This window comes from Polaromonas sp. DSP2-3-2b2, from assembly GCF_049895905.1.
In the GTDB taxonomy this organism is placed as follows: domain Bacteria; phylum Pseudomonadota; class Gammaproteobacteria; order Burkholderiales; family Burkholderiaceae_C; genus Polaromonas.
The window spans coordinates 74,376-90,489 of the sequence record NZ_JAFCTH010000001.1 but is presented as its reverse complement, the minus strand read 5'-3'; the positions used below and the strand labels follow the sequence as shown (position 1 = coordinate 90,489).

The following is a 16,114-nucleotide window of genomic DNA, read 5'->3' as shown; positions in this document are numbered from 1 at the left end:
GATACCGTCAATAAGGCTGCCAGCGCAAATCAAGCGTCATGGGAAAGCCCGGATTCAGGTCTTCCTTGTACACATTCATCGGCCCCGGCGTATGCCCGTGCGACCAGAAGCGGGCGAAGCGCCGTGCCTCGGCAGCATTGGCATTGATTGGCGAATGCTCCTCGCTGCGCCCGCCCGGATGCACGACATGGTAGGTGCAGCCGCCGATGGCGCGGCCGCTCCAAGTGTCCACCAGGTCGAACGTCAGCGGTGCCTGCACCCCGATGGTCGGGTGCAGTGCGGACCACGGGCTCCAGGCGCGAAAACGCACGCCGGCCACATACTCGCCCGGAACGCCGGTCGGATGCAGCGGCAGCATGCGCCCGTTGCAGGCAATCACGTGGCGCCCGTCGGTCAGCCCGCGCACCCGCAGCTGCATGCGTTCGACTGACGAATCGACATAGCGCGCGGTGCCGCCGGCGCTCATTTCCTCGCCCAGCACATTCCACGGCTCGATGGCCTGGCGCAGTTCCATCTCCACGCCTTCATAGGCGACGGTGCCAAAACGCGGAAACCGGAATTCGATGAACGGGTCGAACCAATGCTCTTCAAAGGCATAGCCCGAAGCGCGCAAATCCTTGACCACATCGCGGATGTCCTGCGCCACGAAATGCGGCAGCATCCAGCGGTCATGCAGGGCGGTGCCCCAAGGCACTAATTTTGACTGGTAAGACTGGCGCCAGAAACGCGCCACCAGCGCGCGCAACAGCAGCATCTGCAGCAGGCTCATGCGCTCGTGCGGCGGCATCTCGAAGGCGCGGAATTCGACCAGCCCCAGGCGGCCGGTCGGGCCGTCAGGGGAATACAGCTTGTCGATGGAAAATTCCGAGCGGTGGGTGCTGCCGGTCAGATCGACCAGCAGGTTGCGCAGCAGGCGGTCCACCATCCAGGGTTTGTCGCCCGGCTGCAGGGTGGGCAGCACCTTGTCCATCTGCTGGAAGGCAATCGCCAGTTCGTACAGGTTGTCGTCCCGCGCTTCATCGACGCGCGGCGCCTGACTGGTCGGCCCGATGAAGGTGCCCGAAAACAGGTACGACAGCGCCGGATGGTTCTGCCAGTAGGTGATCAGGCTTTTCAGCAGGTCGGGCCGGCGCAGCATCGGGCTGTCTTCGGCGGTCGCGCCGCCAAGGGTCGCATGGTTGCCGCCGCCGGTGCCAGTATGGCGGCCATCGACCATGAACTTTTCGGTGCCCAGGCGCGTTAGCCGAGCTTCTTCGTAGAGGGTCGTCATGTTGTAGACCAGCTCGTTCCAGCTGGCTGCCGGGTGGATGTTCACCTCGATGACGCCGGGATCGGGCGTGACGCTGAGCAACTTGATGCGCGGGTCGCGCGGCGGCGGATAGCCTTCCATCCACAGCTTGAGCTTGAGCTTGGCCGCCGTGTTCTCGACCGACGTGACCAGCGCCAGGTAGTCCTCGATGCGTTTGACCGGCGGCATGAAAACATGCAGCCGGCCGCCCCGCACCTGCACGCACAGCGCGGTGTGGATCACTTCACGTGGCTCGGGCTGCTCGTCGGCAGGAACAGGCTTTTTCGCCTTGGCCGTTCCCCGTTTTTCCTTCCTTCCGGCATCGAGCGAAGTATGCGGTGCGAAGGGATCGACATCGAACTCAGGCTCTTTTTCGTCTGGCAGCACCCAGGGCAGCGCATTGAGCGGCAGGCGCAGCCCCATGGGCGAGTCACCCTCGGTCAGGTAAAGGTGTTCGCGCTTGAGCGGCCAGGGGGACGTGCGCCAGGCAGTTCCCAGTGCGATGGTGGGGTCCAGGTCCCGGGGCTTGAGCGGCAGGACATAACCGACGACCTCGCCCAGCCCGTCTTCCAGCAGGCGCGCCAGGCGCCGCCGCTGTTCCGGCGCTTTCAGGTCAGCCTGAAGCGGGTCCAGGTTGACCGGCATGCCTTGCTCTAGCCGGGCTTGCTGCAGGACATCTTCATAGGCCGGAATCTGGCTGAAGGCCGGCAAGCCCAGCGCCTTGACCAGTTCAGCGCTGAAGCGTTCAGCGTCTTCGCTGCCATAGCCGTCAGGTTTGGCCTCGTCCGAGAACAGCGTGGGATCAAACCACATCGGCTGGCCGTCGATGCGCCAGTAAATGTTCAGCGCCCAGCGCGGCAAGGGCTCGCCCGGGTACCACTTGCCTTGGCCGTAATGCAGCATGCCGCCAGGCGCGAAGTGGTTTTTCAGCCGGTGTATGAGCTGGCCGGCCAGTTCACGTTTCTTGTCGCCGTGCGCCAGGGTGTTCCATTCGGCGCCGTCCATGTCGTCGATGGACACAAAGGTCGGCTCGCCGCCCTGGGTCAGGCGCACGTCCTGGCGCTTGAGGTCGGCATCGACCAGCTGGCCGAGCAGGTTGATTTTCTGCCAGTCTTCTTCCTTGTACGGCTTGGTGACTCGCGGGTCTTCATGAATGCGCGTGATCGTCATTTCATGAAAAAACGTGACCTCGGCCTTGTCGGTAAAGCCGGTCACCGGCGCCGCCGACGACGGCATGGCCGTGCAGGCCAGCGGAATATGGCCTTCGCTGGCCAGCATGCCCGATGTGGGGTCCAGCCCGATCCAGCCGGCGCCGGGAACATACACCTCGGTCCAGGCATGCAGGTCGGTGAAGTCGACTTCGGTTCCGCTCGGGCCGTCCAGCGAGGCCTGGTCGGCGCGCAGCTGGATCAGGTAACCCGACACGAAGCGTGCGGCCAGGCCCATTTCGCGCATGATCTGCACCAGCAGCCATCCGCTGTCGCGGCAGGAGCCCGAGCGCTTTTGCAGCGTTTCCTCGGGTGTCTGCACGCCGGGTTCCATCCGCAGCAAATAAGCGATGTCGCCCTGCAGGCGCTGGTTGACGGCCACAAGAAAGTCGTTGGTCGCCAGGTTTTTTTTCAAAATATCGCGCCGGGCCGCCGCCACCCATTCAACCAGCAGTTCGCCTGGTTTTTCCGACCGCATGTAGGGGCTCAGCTCCGCAGCAAGCTGTACCGGGTAGCTGAAGGGAAAAAACTCGGCATACTTTTCGACAAAAAAATCAAACGGATTGATGACGGTCATGTCCGCCACCAGGTCAACCGTGAATTCAAGCTTGTCTGATTTTTCAGGGAATACGTAGCGGCCGATGTAATTGCCGTAAGGGTCTTGCTGCCAGTTGATGAAGTGGTCTTCTGGCGTGACGGTCAGCGAATACGAAAGAATCGGCGTGCGTGCATGGGGCGCCGGTCGCAGCCGAACCTCATGCGGCGACAGGGTGACCGGGCGATCATAGTGGTAGCTGGTTTTGTGGTGCAGCGCGACACGGATGGCCATGGGAGGATGCCTTTCGATGAACGAGGGGGAGACGCGGACTGGGCCGTATCGCTGAAAACTGGACGATTGTTCCGGACGCACGATTCATGCCCAGACTTTCCATTTATAGCAGCGATGACCAGATGCTTTGGGCTGCCTGCAACTTTAACTACTCCAGCCATGGATGGGGTTTTTCCCGGATGAATGACCGACAGGTATTTGGTGAGGTTGTGCAGACAACCGCAGACTATGCACATGGCCGATGGCGGCTCGGCTGGCGTAGCTGGAATGGCGCGAAGGAATCCTTGGCTGTACAGGCTTCGCGGCTGTGCATGGGCGGGTCAGATTCCCGGAAATCCTCTTGCATCTGCTCTTGACAGATTGCCAAAGAAAAAGGGTCCACTACTATTTTAATAGTAATGAACCCTTGTCTGGTTTGGTGCCGGAGAGATGAATCGAACACCCGACCTTCTCATTACGAATGAGCTGCTCTACCGACTGAGCTACACCGGCTTAAGCCTTAGATTATAGCCCGGAGTGATAGGCGGTTACCCGCTCGACCTCATTTTTGGAACCCAGCATCACGCTGACGCGTTCGTGCAGCTTGGTCGGCTGGATGTCAAGGATGCGCTGCTTGCCGTTCGTGGCGGCGCCGCCGGCTTGTTCGATGAGCCAGCTCATGGGGTTGGCTTCATACATCAGGCGCAGCTTGCCGGCCTTTTCGGGCTCGCGCTTGTCCCACGGGTACAAAAACACGCCGCCGCGCGTCAGGATGCGGTGCACGTCGGCCACCATGGAGGCAATCCAGCGCATGTTGAAGTCTTTGCCGCGCGGGCCTTCCTTGCCCTGCAGGCACTCGTCGATGTAGCGCTTGACCGGCTCGTCCCAGTGCCGCATGTTGCTCATGTTGATGGCAAATTCCTGGGTGTCCGCCGGGATGGTCACGTTTTCTTCGGTCAGCACAAACGAGCCCTGCTCGCGGTCCAGGGTGAACATGGCCACGCCGTCGCCCACGGTGAGCGCCAGCGTGGTTTGCGGGCCGTAGACGCAGTAGCCGGCGGCCACTTGCTGGTTGCCCGGTTGCAGAAAGTCGCCTTCGTCAACGCCGCGATCGTCATCGGGCATTTTCAGCACGCTGAAGATGGTGCCGATGCTGACGTTCACATCGATGTTGCTGGAGCCGTCGAGCGGGTCGAACATCAACAGGTATTCGCCCTGGGGGTAACGGTTGGGCACGACATAAATGCCTTCCATTTCTTCAGACGCCATGGCGGCGAGGTGGCCGCCCCATTCGTTGGCTTCTATCAGCACTTCGTTTGCGATGATGTCGAGCTTTTTCTGGATTTCGCCCTGGACGTTTTCGCTGCCGGCGGTGCCCATCACGTCGCCCAGCGCGCCTTTGTTGACGGCCTGGCTGATGCCTTTACAGGCTCTAGCCACCACTTCTAGCAGCAGGCGCAGCTCGGGCGGAATGTGGCCTTCAAGGCGCTGCTGCTCGACCAGGTAACGCGTGAGGGAAATCTTTTTGGACATCAGGAAAAACTCCAGTCGGTAAATGAATAAGGGGCCTGCCGGGCTCAGTGGCCCAGGGCGCGCGTGATCACTTCGTGCGTGTCTTTGCTCAGGTCGGTGCGGGCGGCAACGCGGGCAATTGCCTGGTGCGCCTGGCTGCGGTAGGGCTCGGCCAGCTTGCTCCAGCGGTCCAGCGCGCGCGCCAGCCGGGCGGCGACCTGCGGATTGATGGCGTCGAGTTCGACCACGCGTTCGCACCAGAAGGTGTAGCCAGCCCCGTCAAGGCGGTGAAAGCCCGCCGGGTTGCCCTGGCAGAAGGTGCTGACCACGCTGCGCGCGCGGTTCGGATTTTTCAGGCTGAAGTCGGCATGCTTCATGAGTTGCTTGATCGCCGGCAGGATGTTGCCGCCGCGATCGGGTGCGCCGGTCTGCAGGCTGAACCACTTGTCGATGACCAGCGCCTCGTCCTTGAACAGGGCATGGAACATGGCCAGCGCCTGGGCAGCCAGCGGATGGCTGCTGGACACCAGCGCCGCCAGGGCGTTGAAGCGGTCGGTCATGTTGCCGGCGTCCTTGAAACGCTGCAGCGTCTTGCCGGGCCATACGGTGTCGCCACTTTCCCGCGCGGCCAAGCACAGGTGTGTCAGGGCCATGCCGGCCAGCGCGCGCCGGCCGCTCGAAACCGGGTCGGGCGTGTAGGCGCCGGTGTCGTGATTCGCTTCGTACGCCGCCTCCCAATCGGCACGGAAGGCGGTGGCGAGTTGCTGGCGCATGGCTTCGCGCACGGCGTGGATGTGCTGCGGATCGACCACGTCGAGCTGCTCGGCCAGATAGGTTTCGGATGGCAGCGTCAGCACCAGGTCCTTGAAGGCGGAATCGAGCGTCGGGTGGCGCAGGATCTCGCGCATAGCGTCTAAATAAGCATCATTTAACACGTTTGCGCATGATGCGCCTGCATCATTAGCTATTTTTTTAATAGCGATAACAGCACTGTTGACCGCCAGGCGCTGGCCGGCTTCCCAGCGGTTGAAGGGGTCGCTGTCGTGCGCCAGCAGATGCAGCAGTTGGGAATCCCGGTAGTCGAACTCCAGCACGACGGGCGCGGTGAAGCCGCGAAGAATGGACGGAACGGGTTCGGCGTCGAGGTTGACGAAGGTGAAGCTTTCGCTCGCCTGCGTCAGCACGACGGTGCGCGTTCCTGCAGCAGGCGCGCTTTCGCCATCCAGTTGTAGCGGCACATCCTGGCCGTCTACGCCGAGCAGGCCGAGGCCGACCGGAATCACGAACGGTTCCTTGGCCGGCTGGCCTGGAGTGGGCCAGCAGGTTTGCGACAGGGTCAGCGTGTAGCTGCGGGCGGCTGCGTCGTACCGGCCCTGCGCTTCCAGCCGCGGCGTGCCAGCTTGGCTGTACCAGCGCTTGAACTGCGGCAGCAGGCGCGCCAGATCCGACATCGGATTGGCGTCCGCAATGGCCTGCGCAAAATCGTCGCAGGTCACGGCCTGGCCGTCATGCCGCTCGAAGTAGAGCGTCATGCCCTTGGCAAAGCCCTGACGGCCTACCAGCGTCTGCATCATGCGGACGACTTCGGCGCCTTTTTCGTAGATCGTGACGGTGTAGAAGTTGCTGATCTCAATGTAACTGTCAGGCCGCACCGGATGCGCCATCGGGCCCGCGTCCTCGGGGAACTGGGCCGTGCGCAGCACGCGCACGTCCTCGATGCGCTTGACGGCTCTAGCTGAAGGCTGGTCGCACAAGTCCTGCGAGAACTCCTGGTCGCGGAACACCGTCAGGCCTTCCTTCAGGCTGAGCTGGAACCAGTCGCGGCAGGTGATGCGGTTGCCGGTCCAGTTGTGGAAATACTCGTGGCCGACGACGCTTTCGATGTTCGAGAAATCGATGTCGGTGGCCGTCGCCTGGTTCGCCAGCACGTACTTGGTGTTGAAGATGTTCAAGCCCTTGTTTTCCATCGCGCCCATGTTGAAGTCGCTGGTGGCGACGATCATGAAGCGCTCCAGGTCCAGCGGCAGGCCAAAGCGCGCTTCGTCCCAAGCCACCGAATGCATCAGCGAGACCATGGCGTGCTCGGTCTTGTCAAGGTCACCGGGTCGTACATAGACCTGCAGCAGATGCTCTTTGCCGGCTCGCGTGGTGATACGCTGCTCCCGCGCCACCAGCTGGCCGGCGACCAGCGCGAACAGGTAGCTGGGCTTGCGGTGCGGATCGACCCATTTGGCGAAATGCCGCGCGCCGTTCGGGCCATCGTCGAGCGGGCCGTGCGCCACCAGGTTGCCGTTGGACAGCAGCACCGGGTATTTCGCCTTGTCGGCGCGCAAGGTCACGCTGTAGCTAGCCATCACGTCCGGCCGGTCCAGGAAATAGGTGATGCGCCGGAAGCCCTCGGCTTCGCACTGGGTGAAGAACGAGTCGTTGCTGACGTACAGGCCCATCAGCTTGGTGTTCTTGGCCGGGCAGGTGGTGGTGAAGATTTCGAGCTCGAAGGCATCGGGCAGGTCGCACAGCACCAGCTGGCCGCATTCCATCTTGAACGACGCGCCTTGTCCGTTGACCAGCACCCGCGCCAGGTTGAGTTCCTCGCCGTCCAGCCGTAGCGGCTGTGCCGGCACCTCCGGGTTGCGGCGGAGCAGCATCTTGTTGAGCACGCGCGTCTTCACCGGGTCCAGGTCAAAACACAGGTCGACGGTGTCAATCCAGTAAGCGGGAGCGGTGTAGTCGGCGCGGTTGATGACCACGGCTCCCGGTCCAGTTCCGCGATCATCAATCATTTGCAGCATGGTGACTTCCTGTTAATTATTTTTTCAAAACTCAAATAACCGGCATGAACCGGCGTCAGACGCCCTGTTTCAGGGACGCTTCAATAAACGGATCCAGGTCGCCGTCGAGCACTTTCTGCGTGGCCGAGGTTTCGTAGTTGGTGCGCAAGTCCTTGATGCGGCTGTTGTCCAGCACATAACTGCGGATCTGGTGGCCCCAGCCGACGTCGGTCTTGGTGTCTTCGAGCTTTTGCTGCGCTTCCTGCTGTTTGCGCAACTCAAAGTCATACAGGCGCGAGCGCAGGCGTTTCCAGGCGACATCGCGGTTGCCGTGCTGCGAGCGGCCTTCCTGGCACTGCACCACGATGCCGGTCGGGATGTGCGTCAGGCGCACCGCCGAGTCGGTCTTGTTGATGTGCTGGCCGCCGGCGCCGCTGGCGCGGTAGGTGTCGGTGCGCACGTCTGCGGGATTGATGTCGATCTCGATCGAGTCGTCAATCTCGGGATAGACGAACACCGAGGCAAACGAGGTGTGGCGCCCGCCCGACGAGTCGAACGGCGACTTGCGCACCAGCCGGTGCACGCCGGTTTCGGTGCGCAGCAGGCCAAAGGCGTATTCGCCCTCGATCTTGATGGTCGCGCCCTTGATGCCTGCGGTGTCGCCAGCGGACTCGTCTTCGATGGTGGTCTTGAAACCCTTGCGCTCGGCGTACTTGAGGTACTGGCGCAACAGCATGCTGGCCCAGTCGCAGGCTTCGGTGCCGCCGGCGCCGGCCTGGATGTCAAGGAAGCAATTGAGCGGATCGGCCGGGTTGTTGAACATCCGGCGAAATTCCATCTTTTCGACTTCGGCGGCGACCTTGGCGGCTTCGCCTTCAATGGCGCGCATGCCGGCCTCGTCGTTGTCGTCCCTGGACATTTCGAACAGCTCGGTGTTGTCCGAAAGTTCCTGCTCCAGCCGGTCCAGGATGAGCACCACGTCTTCGAGCGATTTTTTCTCGCGGCCGAGTTCCTGCGCGCGCTTGGGGTTGTCCCAGACCTTCGGGTCTTCTAGCGCGGCGTTGACTTCGTTCAGTTTTCGGGCTTTGGCAGGATAGTCAAAGATACCCCCTGAGTTCATTCACCCGGTTGCTCAGGTCCTCGATCTGGTTGGAAATGATGTTGATGTGTTCTGCGTCCATGGGGAAAGTCCTGTCGTTGTCTGAAATTCAATCGGCCATTTTCTCATGCTCGCAGCAGGGCCGCCGGGCACCGCCTTGCAGGCAGATCAGAGTGACGCCGTGGCAGGCACGGCCAGCGGCAGCGTGACGCTGAACTGCGCGCCTTCGGCTTCCCGGCTCTGCACGCTGATCGTTCCGCCGTGTGCTTCGACCAGCTGCCGGGTGATGTACAGGCCCAGCCCTAGGCCGGTCGTGCTGTCGTCCTGGCCCACGGCCCGTTCGAAGGGATCGAAGATGCGCTGCTGGTCCCGGGCGGGTATTCCCCCTCCCTGGTCGCGGACGTGGATGGCCACGCTGTCGCCCAGCAGGACCAGGCTGACCTCGACCGGCCTGCCGTTGCCGTAGCGCAGCGCATTGGTCAGCAGGTTGGTCACCACCTGCTCAATCCTGAATTCGTCCCAGCAACCGGTTACCGGCTGGTCGGCATGCAGGGTGATGGCGCTGCCCGCGGCCTGCGCCTGATGGCTGAGGTGGCCCACCACGCAGGCCAGCAAGGCCGGCAGGTCGACCGGGCCGGGGCGGAGTGACAGCCGGTTGCTGCGGATGCGCGTGACATCGAGCATGTCGTCGATCAGCCGCATCATGCTCTGGACTTGGCGCTGGTCACGCGCGACCATTTTTTCCAGGTAGGCGGCGTCGAAAACCGCGAGCTTGCCGCGCTCCAGCAGCATTTTTCGCATCTGGACATCCATGAACAGGGTGTTCAGCGGCGTTCGCAGTTCATGCGCCACCACCGACATGAACTCGTCGCGCAGCTTCAGGGCTTTTTGCAGTTCCATCTGCGTGGCCTGCAGGTTTTCCAGCAAGGCTTCCTGTTCCTTCCTGCTTTTTTCAAGCGCCAGCACCTGTCGCCGGGTCTCAAGGCGCTGCCGGTAAAGCAGGACAAACACATTGACCTTGGACTGGACGGCCTGCACATCGAGCGGCTTGTACAGAAAGTCCACCGCGCCGCTTTCATAGCCCTTGAACGCAAAGTTCGATTCCTTGCCGGCAGCCGTCACGAAAACGATCGGGATGTGGCGTGTTTTTTCCGTGCCGCGCATCAGTTTGGCCAGCTCGAAACCGTTCATGCCCGGCATCTGGACATCCAGGATGGCCAGCGCAAATTCATGCGTCAGCAACAAGGCCAGCGCTTCCTCCCCGCTGGACGCCTGAAAAACTGTCCGGCCTTCCAGGCGGATGACGGCCTCGAGCGCCAGCAGGTTGTCGGGGAGGTCGTCAACGATCATGACGTTGACGTTGTTGTCGTTCAGCATGAATTCTTTCCCATTTCCAGCAGCAGGCTGTGGATGCTTTTCAAATCAAGTATCAAGTCAGGCTGGCGCAGGCGGATGGCCGCTTCCGGCATCGCGGCCATGCGGGCTTCGGCCGGGTCCTGCACGACCGTCAGGCCGCCTTGCTGGCCAATTCTGGCCAGCCCCCGGGCGCCGTCCGCGTTGGCGCCGGTGAGCACGATGCCGGCGAGGTTCAGGCCGTAGGCGTCGGCTGCCGACTCCATCAGCACATCGATCGACGGCCGTGAAAAATGAACTGGCGCCTCGCAACTCAGGGACAGCGAATGGTCTGTTTCGACCAGCAAATGGTAGCCTGGCGGTGCAAAGTAGAGCGTTCCTGGCGTCAGCGTATCCTTGTCCGCCGCCTCCCGCACCTGCATGGGCGTGTGCAGCCGGAAAATCTCCGCCAGTTGGCTGTGATGGCTCTCAGACAGGTGCAGCACCACCACGAGCGGCAAGCCAAAGCTGGCAGGCAGTCCCGACAGGATGCCCAGCAGCGCATCCACGCCACCGGCCGAAGCGCCTATCACCACGGCCTTGACGCGCTGCAGTTTCGCTTGGGTCAACACGTCCATCACACTGGCCCCGGACGCTTGCGAAAAATCCGTTCGGCGCGCACCAGCGGGTCGAAACGGGTGGCGTAGCTGGAAAAATCAATGCTTTCCTTGCTGCCCAGGCCCAGAAAGCCGCGGTGCCCCAGCGATTCGTGAAACAGTCCAAAGGCGCGGTCCTGCAGTTTCTTGGTGAAATAAATCAGCACATTGCGGCACAGCACCAGCTGGGTTTCCGAAAAAACGCTGTCCGTGGCCAGGCTGTGGTCGGCAAAGACGATGTTCTCGCGCAGCGACTTGTCGAAGATGGCCGCATCGTAGGCGGCGGTGTAGTAGTCGGCAAAGGCCCGCTGGCCGCCGGATTGCTGGTAGTTGGCGGTGAAGCCGCGAATGCTGTTCAGTGGAAAGATGCCTTGCCGCGCCTTGTCCAGCGAAGCGGGGTTGATGTCGGTGGCATAGATCAGCGAACGTTCCAGCAAGCCTTCCTCACGGAGCAGGATGGCCAGCGAATACACCTCTTCTCCGGTGCTGCAGCCGGCAATCCACACCTTGAGGGACGCATAGGTCCGCAGGTGCGGAATCACCTGCTCGCGCAGGGCCAGAAAGAAAGTCGGGTCGCGAAACATTTCACTGACCGGGATGGTCAGGTACTGCAGCACCTGCTGGAACACCCTCGGGTCGTGCACCACCCGGGACTGCAGTTCGGAAATGCTGGGGCAGGCCAGTTGCGTCAGCGCGTACAGCACGCGGCGTTTTTGCGAGGCGCCGGAATAATCCCGGAAATCGTAGCTGTACTGGAGGTAGATGGCCTCTATCAGCTGCTGCAACTGCACCTCGATGTCGGCGGTGGCGGCATGAAGAATGCTGCCCGGTTCAGCCGCCGCGCCGGTTGCCAGCGGTGAACCTGCGGAGCTGGTTTTTTCGGGCATGGCTCAAGCCCGCCCAGCCACGGGCGTCCACACCCTGAGCAAAGAAAACAGCCGGTCCAGATCAATGGGCTTGGCCAGGTAATCGTTGGCGCCGGCAGCCAGGCACTGCTCCTGGTCGTCCTTCATGGCTTTGGCGGTCACGGCAATGATGGGAAGTTTTTGCAAACGTGGATTCTGACGGATGCGGCGCATGGCTTCAAGACCGTCCATGCCCGGCATCATGATGTCCATGAGCACCAGCTCGATGCCCGGCACCTCGTCGAGCCTGGCCAGCGCCTCAAAACCGTTGCGGCCTATTTCCACCACGAAGCCCTTTTGCTCCAGCGCGCTCGTCAGCGAAAAAATGTTGCGCACATCGTCATCGACCAGCAGGATTTTTCGGCCTTCGAACACCTCGTCGCGGCTGCGGGCGGCTTTCAGCAGCTTTTGCTGCTCGGCCGACAGGCTGGACTCGACCTTGTGCAGGAACAACGTGACTTCATCGAGCAGGCGCTCGGGTGAATGCGCGCCCTTGATGATGATGGAGCGGGAGTATTTCAGCAGGTCTGCCTCTTCGGCGCGGCTCAGGCTGCGGCCGGTGTACACGATCACCGGCGGAAACGAGCAGATGTCGCCCGCCGACATGCGCCTGAGCAGTTCATTGCCCTGCATGTCGGGCAGCTTCAAGTCCACGATCATGCAGTCGAAGATGGTGCTGGCCAGCAGGGCCAGCGCTTCGGCGCCGGTCTGCACGGCGGTGATGTTCACCTCGTCGTCGGCAATCAGCCGGATCACGCTTTCACGCTGCAGTTCATCGTCTTCCACCAGCAGGACGCGCTTGAGCTTTTGCGCCAGCTTGTTCTCCAGGGTGGTGAAAACCTCCTTCAGTTGCTCGCGGCTCGACGGCTTGATGGCATAGCCCACGGCGCCCAGCAGCAAGGCGGCTTCCTTGTGGTCCTGGCCGGACACCACATGCACCGGAATATGGCGCGTTTGGGGCGTTTCCTTCAAGCGTTGCAGCACCGACAGGCCCGAGCGGTCGGGCAGTCCCATGTCGAGCAGCACCGCATCGGGCACGAACTGCCCGGCCAGCAGGAAGCCGTCTTCGCCGCTGTGCGCCACCAGGCAGTTAAAGCCCAGCTCATGCGCCAGGTCGTACAGGATGCGGGCGAAGTCAGCGTCGTCCTCGATCACCAGCACCACCCGGCCCTTGCCCTTCATGAAGCGGTCATCGGCAAAAGCGGGCAGCGCTGCTTGCGATGGGACGGGAGCGCTTGGCAGGGCCGCCGCCGGGCCGGCAGGCGTAATAGCAGGCGGCTGCGCGGCGGCTGCCGGCTTGTCCAGCAGCGCGGGCAGGGCGGGTAGCGCGGCAGGCAGGTGCAGGGTGAAGGTGCTGCCCTGGCCGGAAACGCTTTGCACGGAGATCGAGCCGCCCAGCAGCAGGCTCAGGTCGCGTGAAATCGACAGTCCCAGCCCGGTGCCGCCGTAGCGCCGGCTGGTGGTGCCGTCGGCCTGGCGAAAGGCCTCGAAAATGATGTCCTGCTGGTCCTGGCGGATGCCGATACCCGAGTCCTGCACGGCCAGCGCGATACCGCCGCCGGGTTCGGATGACGCCATCAGGCGCACGGCGCCGTTTTCGGTGAACTTGAGCGCATTGGACAGCAGGTTCTTCAAAATCTGCTCGACCCGTTGGCGGTCGGTTAACAGGGCGGCCGGCGTGCCCGGCGCGATCCGCACTTCAAAGGTCAGCTTTTTTTGCCGGGCGAGCGGCTCGAAGCTGGTCTTGAGCGCATCGACCAGAGTAGCAAGCGAGACCTGTTCCGGCACCAGTTCGAGCTTGCCGGCTTCGACCTTGGAAATGTCCAGGATGTCATTGATCAGGTCCAGCAAGTCATTGCCCGCCGAATGGATCGACTGGGCAAACCGCACCTGTTCGTCGCTCAGGTTGCCTTTCGGATTCTCGGACAGCAGCCTGGCCAGGATCAGCGAACTGTTCAGCGGCGTGCGCAACTCGTGCGACATGTTGGCCAGAAACTCGGACTTGTAGCGGCTGGCGCGCGCCAGTTCCTCGGCGCGTGCTTCCAGCTCGACCTGCGCCTGGCGCAGGGCCGCATTCTTGTGGTCCAGCGACATGGCCTGCTCGGCCAGCTGCTCGTTGGTCTGCTCCAGCTCGGCCTGCTGGTTTTCCAGCGTCGCCTGCGACTGCGACAGGATGTGCGACTGCTCCTGCAGTTCTTCGTTGGCCGTGCGCAGTTCTTCCTGCTGGACCTGCAGTTCTTCATTGAGCTGCTGGGTTTCGCCCAGCGCATCCTGAAGGCGCTGGCGGTACACCGCGCCATGCATCGCAGTGCCGATGGTGTGGGCAATCAGCCCGGCCAGTTCCATGTCGCGCGGCTGCAGCCCCCGGAAAAAGGCCATCTCGACCACGCCCGTCACCTGCGCATCGTGGTGCAGCGGCACCACCAGCACATGGCGCGGCGCGGCCTGCCCGAGGCCCGAAGCCACCTTGAGGTAGTCGGGCGGCACGTCGTCCAGCCGGACGATGCGGTTTTCCAGTGCCGCCCGTCCCACCAGCCCCTGGGTACCGTAGAAGGTCTGCTCGACCTGTTCGCTGCCCGGGGTAAAGCCATGGGTGGCCACGCGCCTGAGCAGGTCATCGCTGTCGCGACTGTAAAGCGCCGCCACCGGGGCATCGAGGTAGTGCGCCAGGAATTCCAGCGCGCTGTGCCCCAACCGGGCCATGTCCGGCTGGCCGAGCATCTGTTCGGCCAGCCGCGTCTGGCCGTTGCGCAGCCAGGCCTGCTGCTTGAGCTGGTCGGCATCGTCGGCCTGCTGCTTGAGCACCTCGTCGTAGCTGACCGACAGGCCCAGCAGTTCGCGCCGTCCCCGAAACGCCAGCAGGCCGCTGACCCCCAGCGTGAACAGCAGATAAGCCGGCACGCTCCAGAACGTGGTGCTGCGCGCCTCTTCATTACGTTGCAGCAGCAGCAGCTGCTCCATGGCGATGAAGGCGTCTATTTCCTGGCGTATTTTGTCCTTGAGGCGCTCGCCCCGTCCGGTGCGCGCCAGCGCGACATAGTCCAGCTTGCCTCGGCGCAGGGCAATGGACTCCTTCGCAAACTCGTTCCATTGCTGCTGCAGGCCGATGATCCGCTTGATCTGGGCCACCTGCACCGGGTTGTCGCTGACCGTGGCGGACAGGACCGCGACCTCGCTGTCAAAGCGCGACAACGCCGCCTCATAAGGTTGCAGGAAGGATTCCTCGCCAGTGACCAGGTAGCCGCGCATGCCCGACTCCATTTCCGAGCTCAGCCGGGCCACCTGGTTGACGTTGCCAATGACCCGCTCGGAGTGCTCCACCCAGTTCAGGATGGACAGCAGATAGACGATCAAGGCCAGGAAAAGCACGGCGCTCAGTGCGCCCAGACCCAGCGGAAAGCTGATGTTGCGCGACAGGATGCGGCGAAAGCTGTCCTGGCTGACGGGTTGCGAATCGTTCATGGGTGGGGGCTTGGTGCCAAGGGATGCAAAAAGCGTCAAGTTTGCCCTAAAAAGCCCGGCGCCCCGACCCGGCAGCGCAGCGCGTCAGGCCAGGAAGCCTTCGATCAGCCGGGCCAGCGCCTCGGGCTGGTCATGGTGCAGCATGTGGCCGGCGTCCTCGACCACGGCCACCCGCGCGTCAAGCACCTGCCGCAGCCGCTCATGGTATTCATCGAGCGAATACTTGCCTTTCCACCACTGCGCCATCGAGTCGCCCGAGGCTTCAACCGCCAGCACCGGCGCGCTGATGCGCCGGTAAATTTCCAGCACCTCATCGACCCGGTAAAGCTGCGCGCTCGGTATCTTGTGCGCCGGATTGCCCAGGATTTGCCACTGGCCCGATGCATCGGGCCGCGCCCAGTGGCTGGCGAGCCAGCGCGCCTTGTCTGGCGTCAGCCGGGGATTTGTCTTTGTCAAGCGCTGCGCGACGCCGCCGACATCGTCATAGCTTTTCAGCGCCATCTCGCCGAGTCGCACGCTTTTCAGCCCGTCCATCCACTCCGCCAGCCGTCCGGCCGCCTGGCTGGGCCGGCTGGCTGGCAGGCCGAAGCCTTCCAGGTTGACCAGCCGGCGAATGCGCGCCGGCCGCACGCCCGCATACAGCATGGCCACGTTGCCGCCCATGCTGTGGCCGACCAGGTCCACCGCCTGGCCGGGCGCGTAATGGTCGAGCAGAAAGTCCAGGTCGGCCAGGTAGTCAGCAAACCAGTAGCTGTCGGCCTGCCAGCCCGAAGGCAGCAGTCCGGTTTGCCCGAAACCGCGCCAGTCTGGCGCGATGATGGTGCGGCCGGCGGCAAAGGCGTCGGTGAAGGCATCGACCATGAACTGATAGGACGCCGCGACATCCATCCAGCCATGTACCAGCACTAACGGCGGCAGCGCTGCGGCTTGCTCACTGGTCCAGGTCAGAACATGGTGGTCGAGTCCGCGTATAGGGACAAACTCGCTGCGAAATGGTCGGTTTTCTTTGTACATTGGACGCACATCATAAGGAGACGGATGTTCAAATGCAGTCAAGGCAGCGACAGGGCCGA

At 62.7% G+C, this 16,114-nt stretch carries 9 protein-coding genes and 1 tRNA gene; all 10 read right to left on the bottom strand.

The window, feature by feature from the left end; genetic code table 11:
• Positions 1-7: 7 nt before the first annotated feature.
• Positions 8-3,325, bottom strand: coding sequence for a DUF2126 domain-containing protein (locus ACP7AD_RS00460; RefSeq protein WP_426145042.1), 3,318 nt, complete (start codon positions 3,323-3,325; stop codon positions 8-10).
• Positions 3,326-3,741: 416 nt separating this feature from the next.
• A tRNA-Thr gene (locus ACP7AD_RS00455) sits at positions 3,742-3,817 on the bottom strand.
• 12 nt (positions 3,818-3,829) lie between these two features.
• Entirely contained in the window at positions 3,830-4,837 is a 1,008-nt protein-coding gene (locus tag ACP7AD_RS00450) for a class 1 fructose-bisphosphatase (RefSeq protein WP_426145041.1), read from the bottom strand.
• Positions 4,838-4,881: 44 nt separating this feature from the next.
• Positions 4,882-7,608, bottom strand: coding sequence for an aminopeptidase N (gene pepN, locus ACP7AD_RS00445; protein WP_426145040.1), 2,727 nt, complete (start codon positions 7,606-7,608; stop codon positions 4,882-4,884).
• 55 nt (positions 7,609-7,663) lie between these two features.
• Positions 7,664-8,768 (bottom strand): peptide chain release factor 2 gene (gene prfB, locus ACP7AD_RS00440; RefSeq protein ID WP_426145039.1). Its coding sequence is split into 2 segments (ribosomal slippage): positions 7,664-8,686 and positions 8,688-8,768, totalling 1,104 coding nucleotides; the frame shifts between segments, so codons are not numbered across the junction.
• Positions 8,769-8,854: 86 nt separating this feature from the next.
• Complete coding sequence (locus ACP7AD_RS00435; RefSeq protein WP_426145038.1) at positions 8,855-10,063, bottom strand: hybrid sensor histidine kinase/response regulator; 1,209 nt, start codon at positions 10,061-10,063, stop codon at positions 8,855-8,857.
• A complete protein-coding gene (locus ACP7AD_RS00430) occupies positions 10,057-10,656 on the bottom strand; it encodes a chemotaxis protein CheB (RefSeq protein WP_426145037.1) in 600 nt (199 codons plus the stop codon). The genes ACP7AD_RS00435 and ACP7AD_RS00430 overlap by 7 nt, the downstream gene beginning before the upstream one ends.
• Positions 10,656-11,561 carry a CheR family methyltransferase gene (locus tag ACP7AD_RS00425; protein WP_426145035.1) on the bottom strand — a complete coding sequence of 302 codons (906 nt, stop codon included), beginning with the start codon at positions 11,559-11,561 and terminating at the stop codon, positions 10,656-10,658. Before ACP7AD_RS00425 ends, ACP7AD_RS00430 begins: the two co-directional genes overlap by 1 nt.
• Positions 11,562-11,564: 3 nt before the next feature.
• Positions 11,565-15,041 (bottom strand): response regulator, encoded by a 3,477-nt coding sequence (locus ACP7AD_RS00420; RefSeq protein ID WP_426145033.1) that lies wholly within the window; start codon positions 15,039-15,041, stop codon positions 11,565-11,567.
• An 84-nt stretch (positions 15,042-15,125) separates the two neighbouring features.
• Entirely contained in the window at positions 15,126-16,055 is a 930-nt protein-coding gene (locus ACP7AD_RS00415) for an alpha/beta fold hydrolase (RefSeq protein WP_426145032.1), read from the bottom strand.
• Positions 16,056-16,114 lie beyond the last annotated feature (59 nt).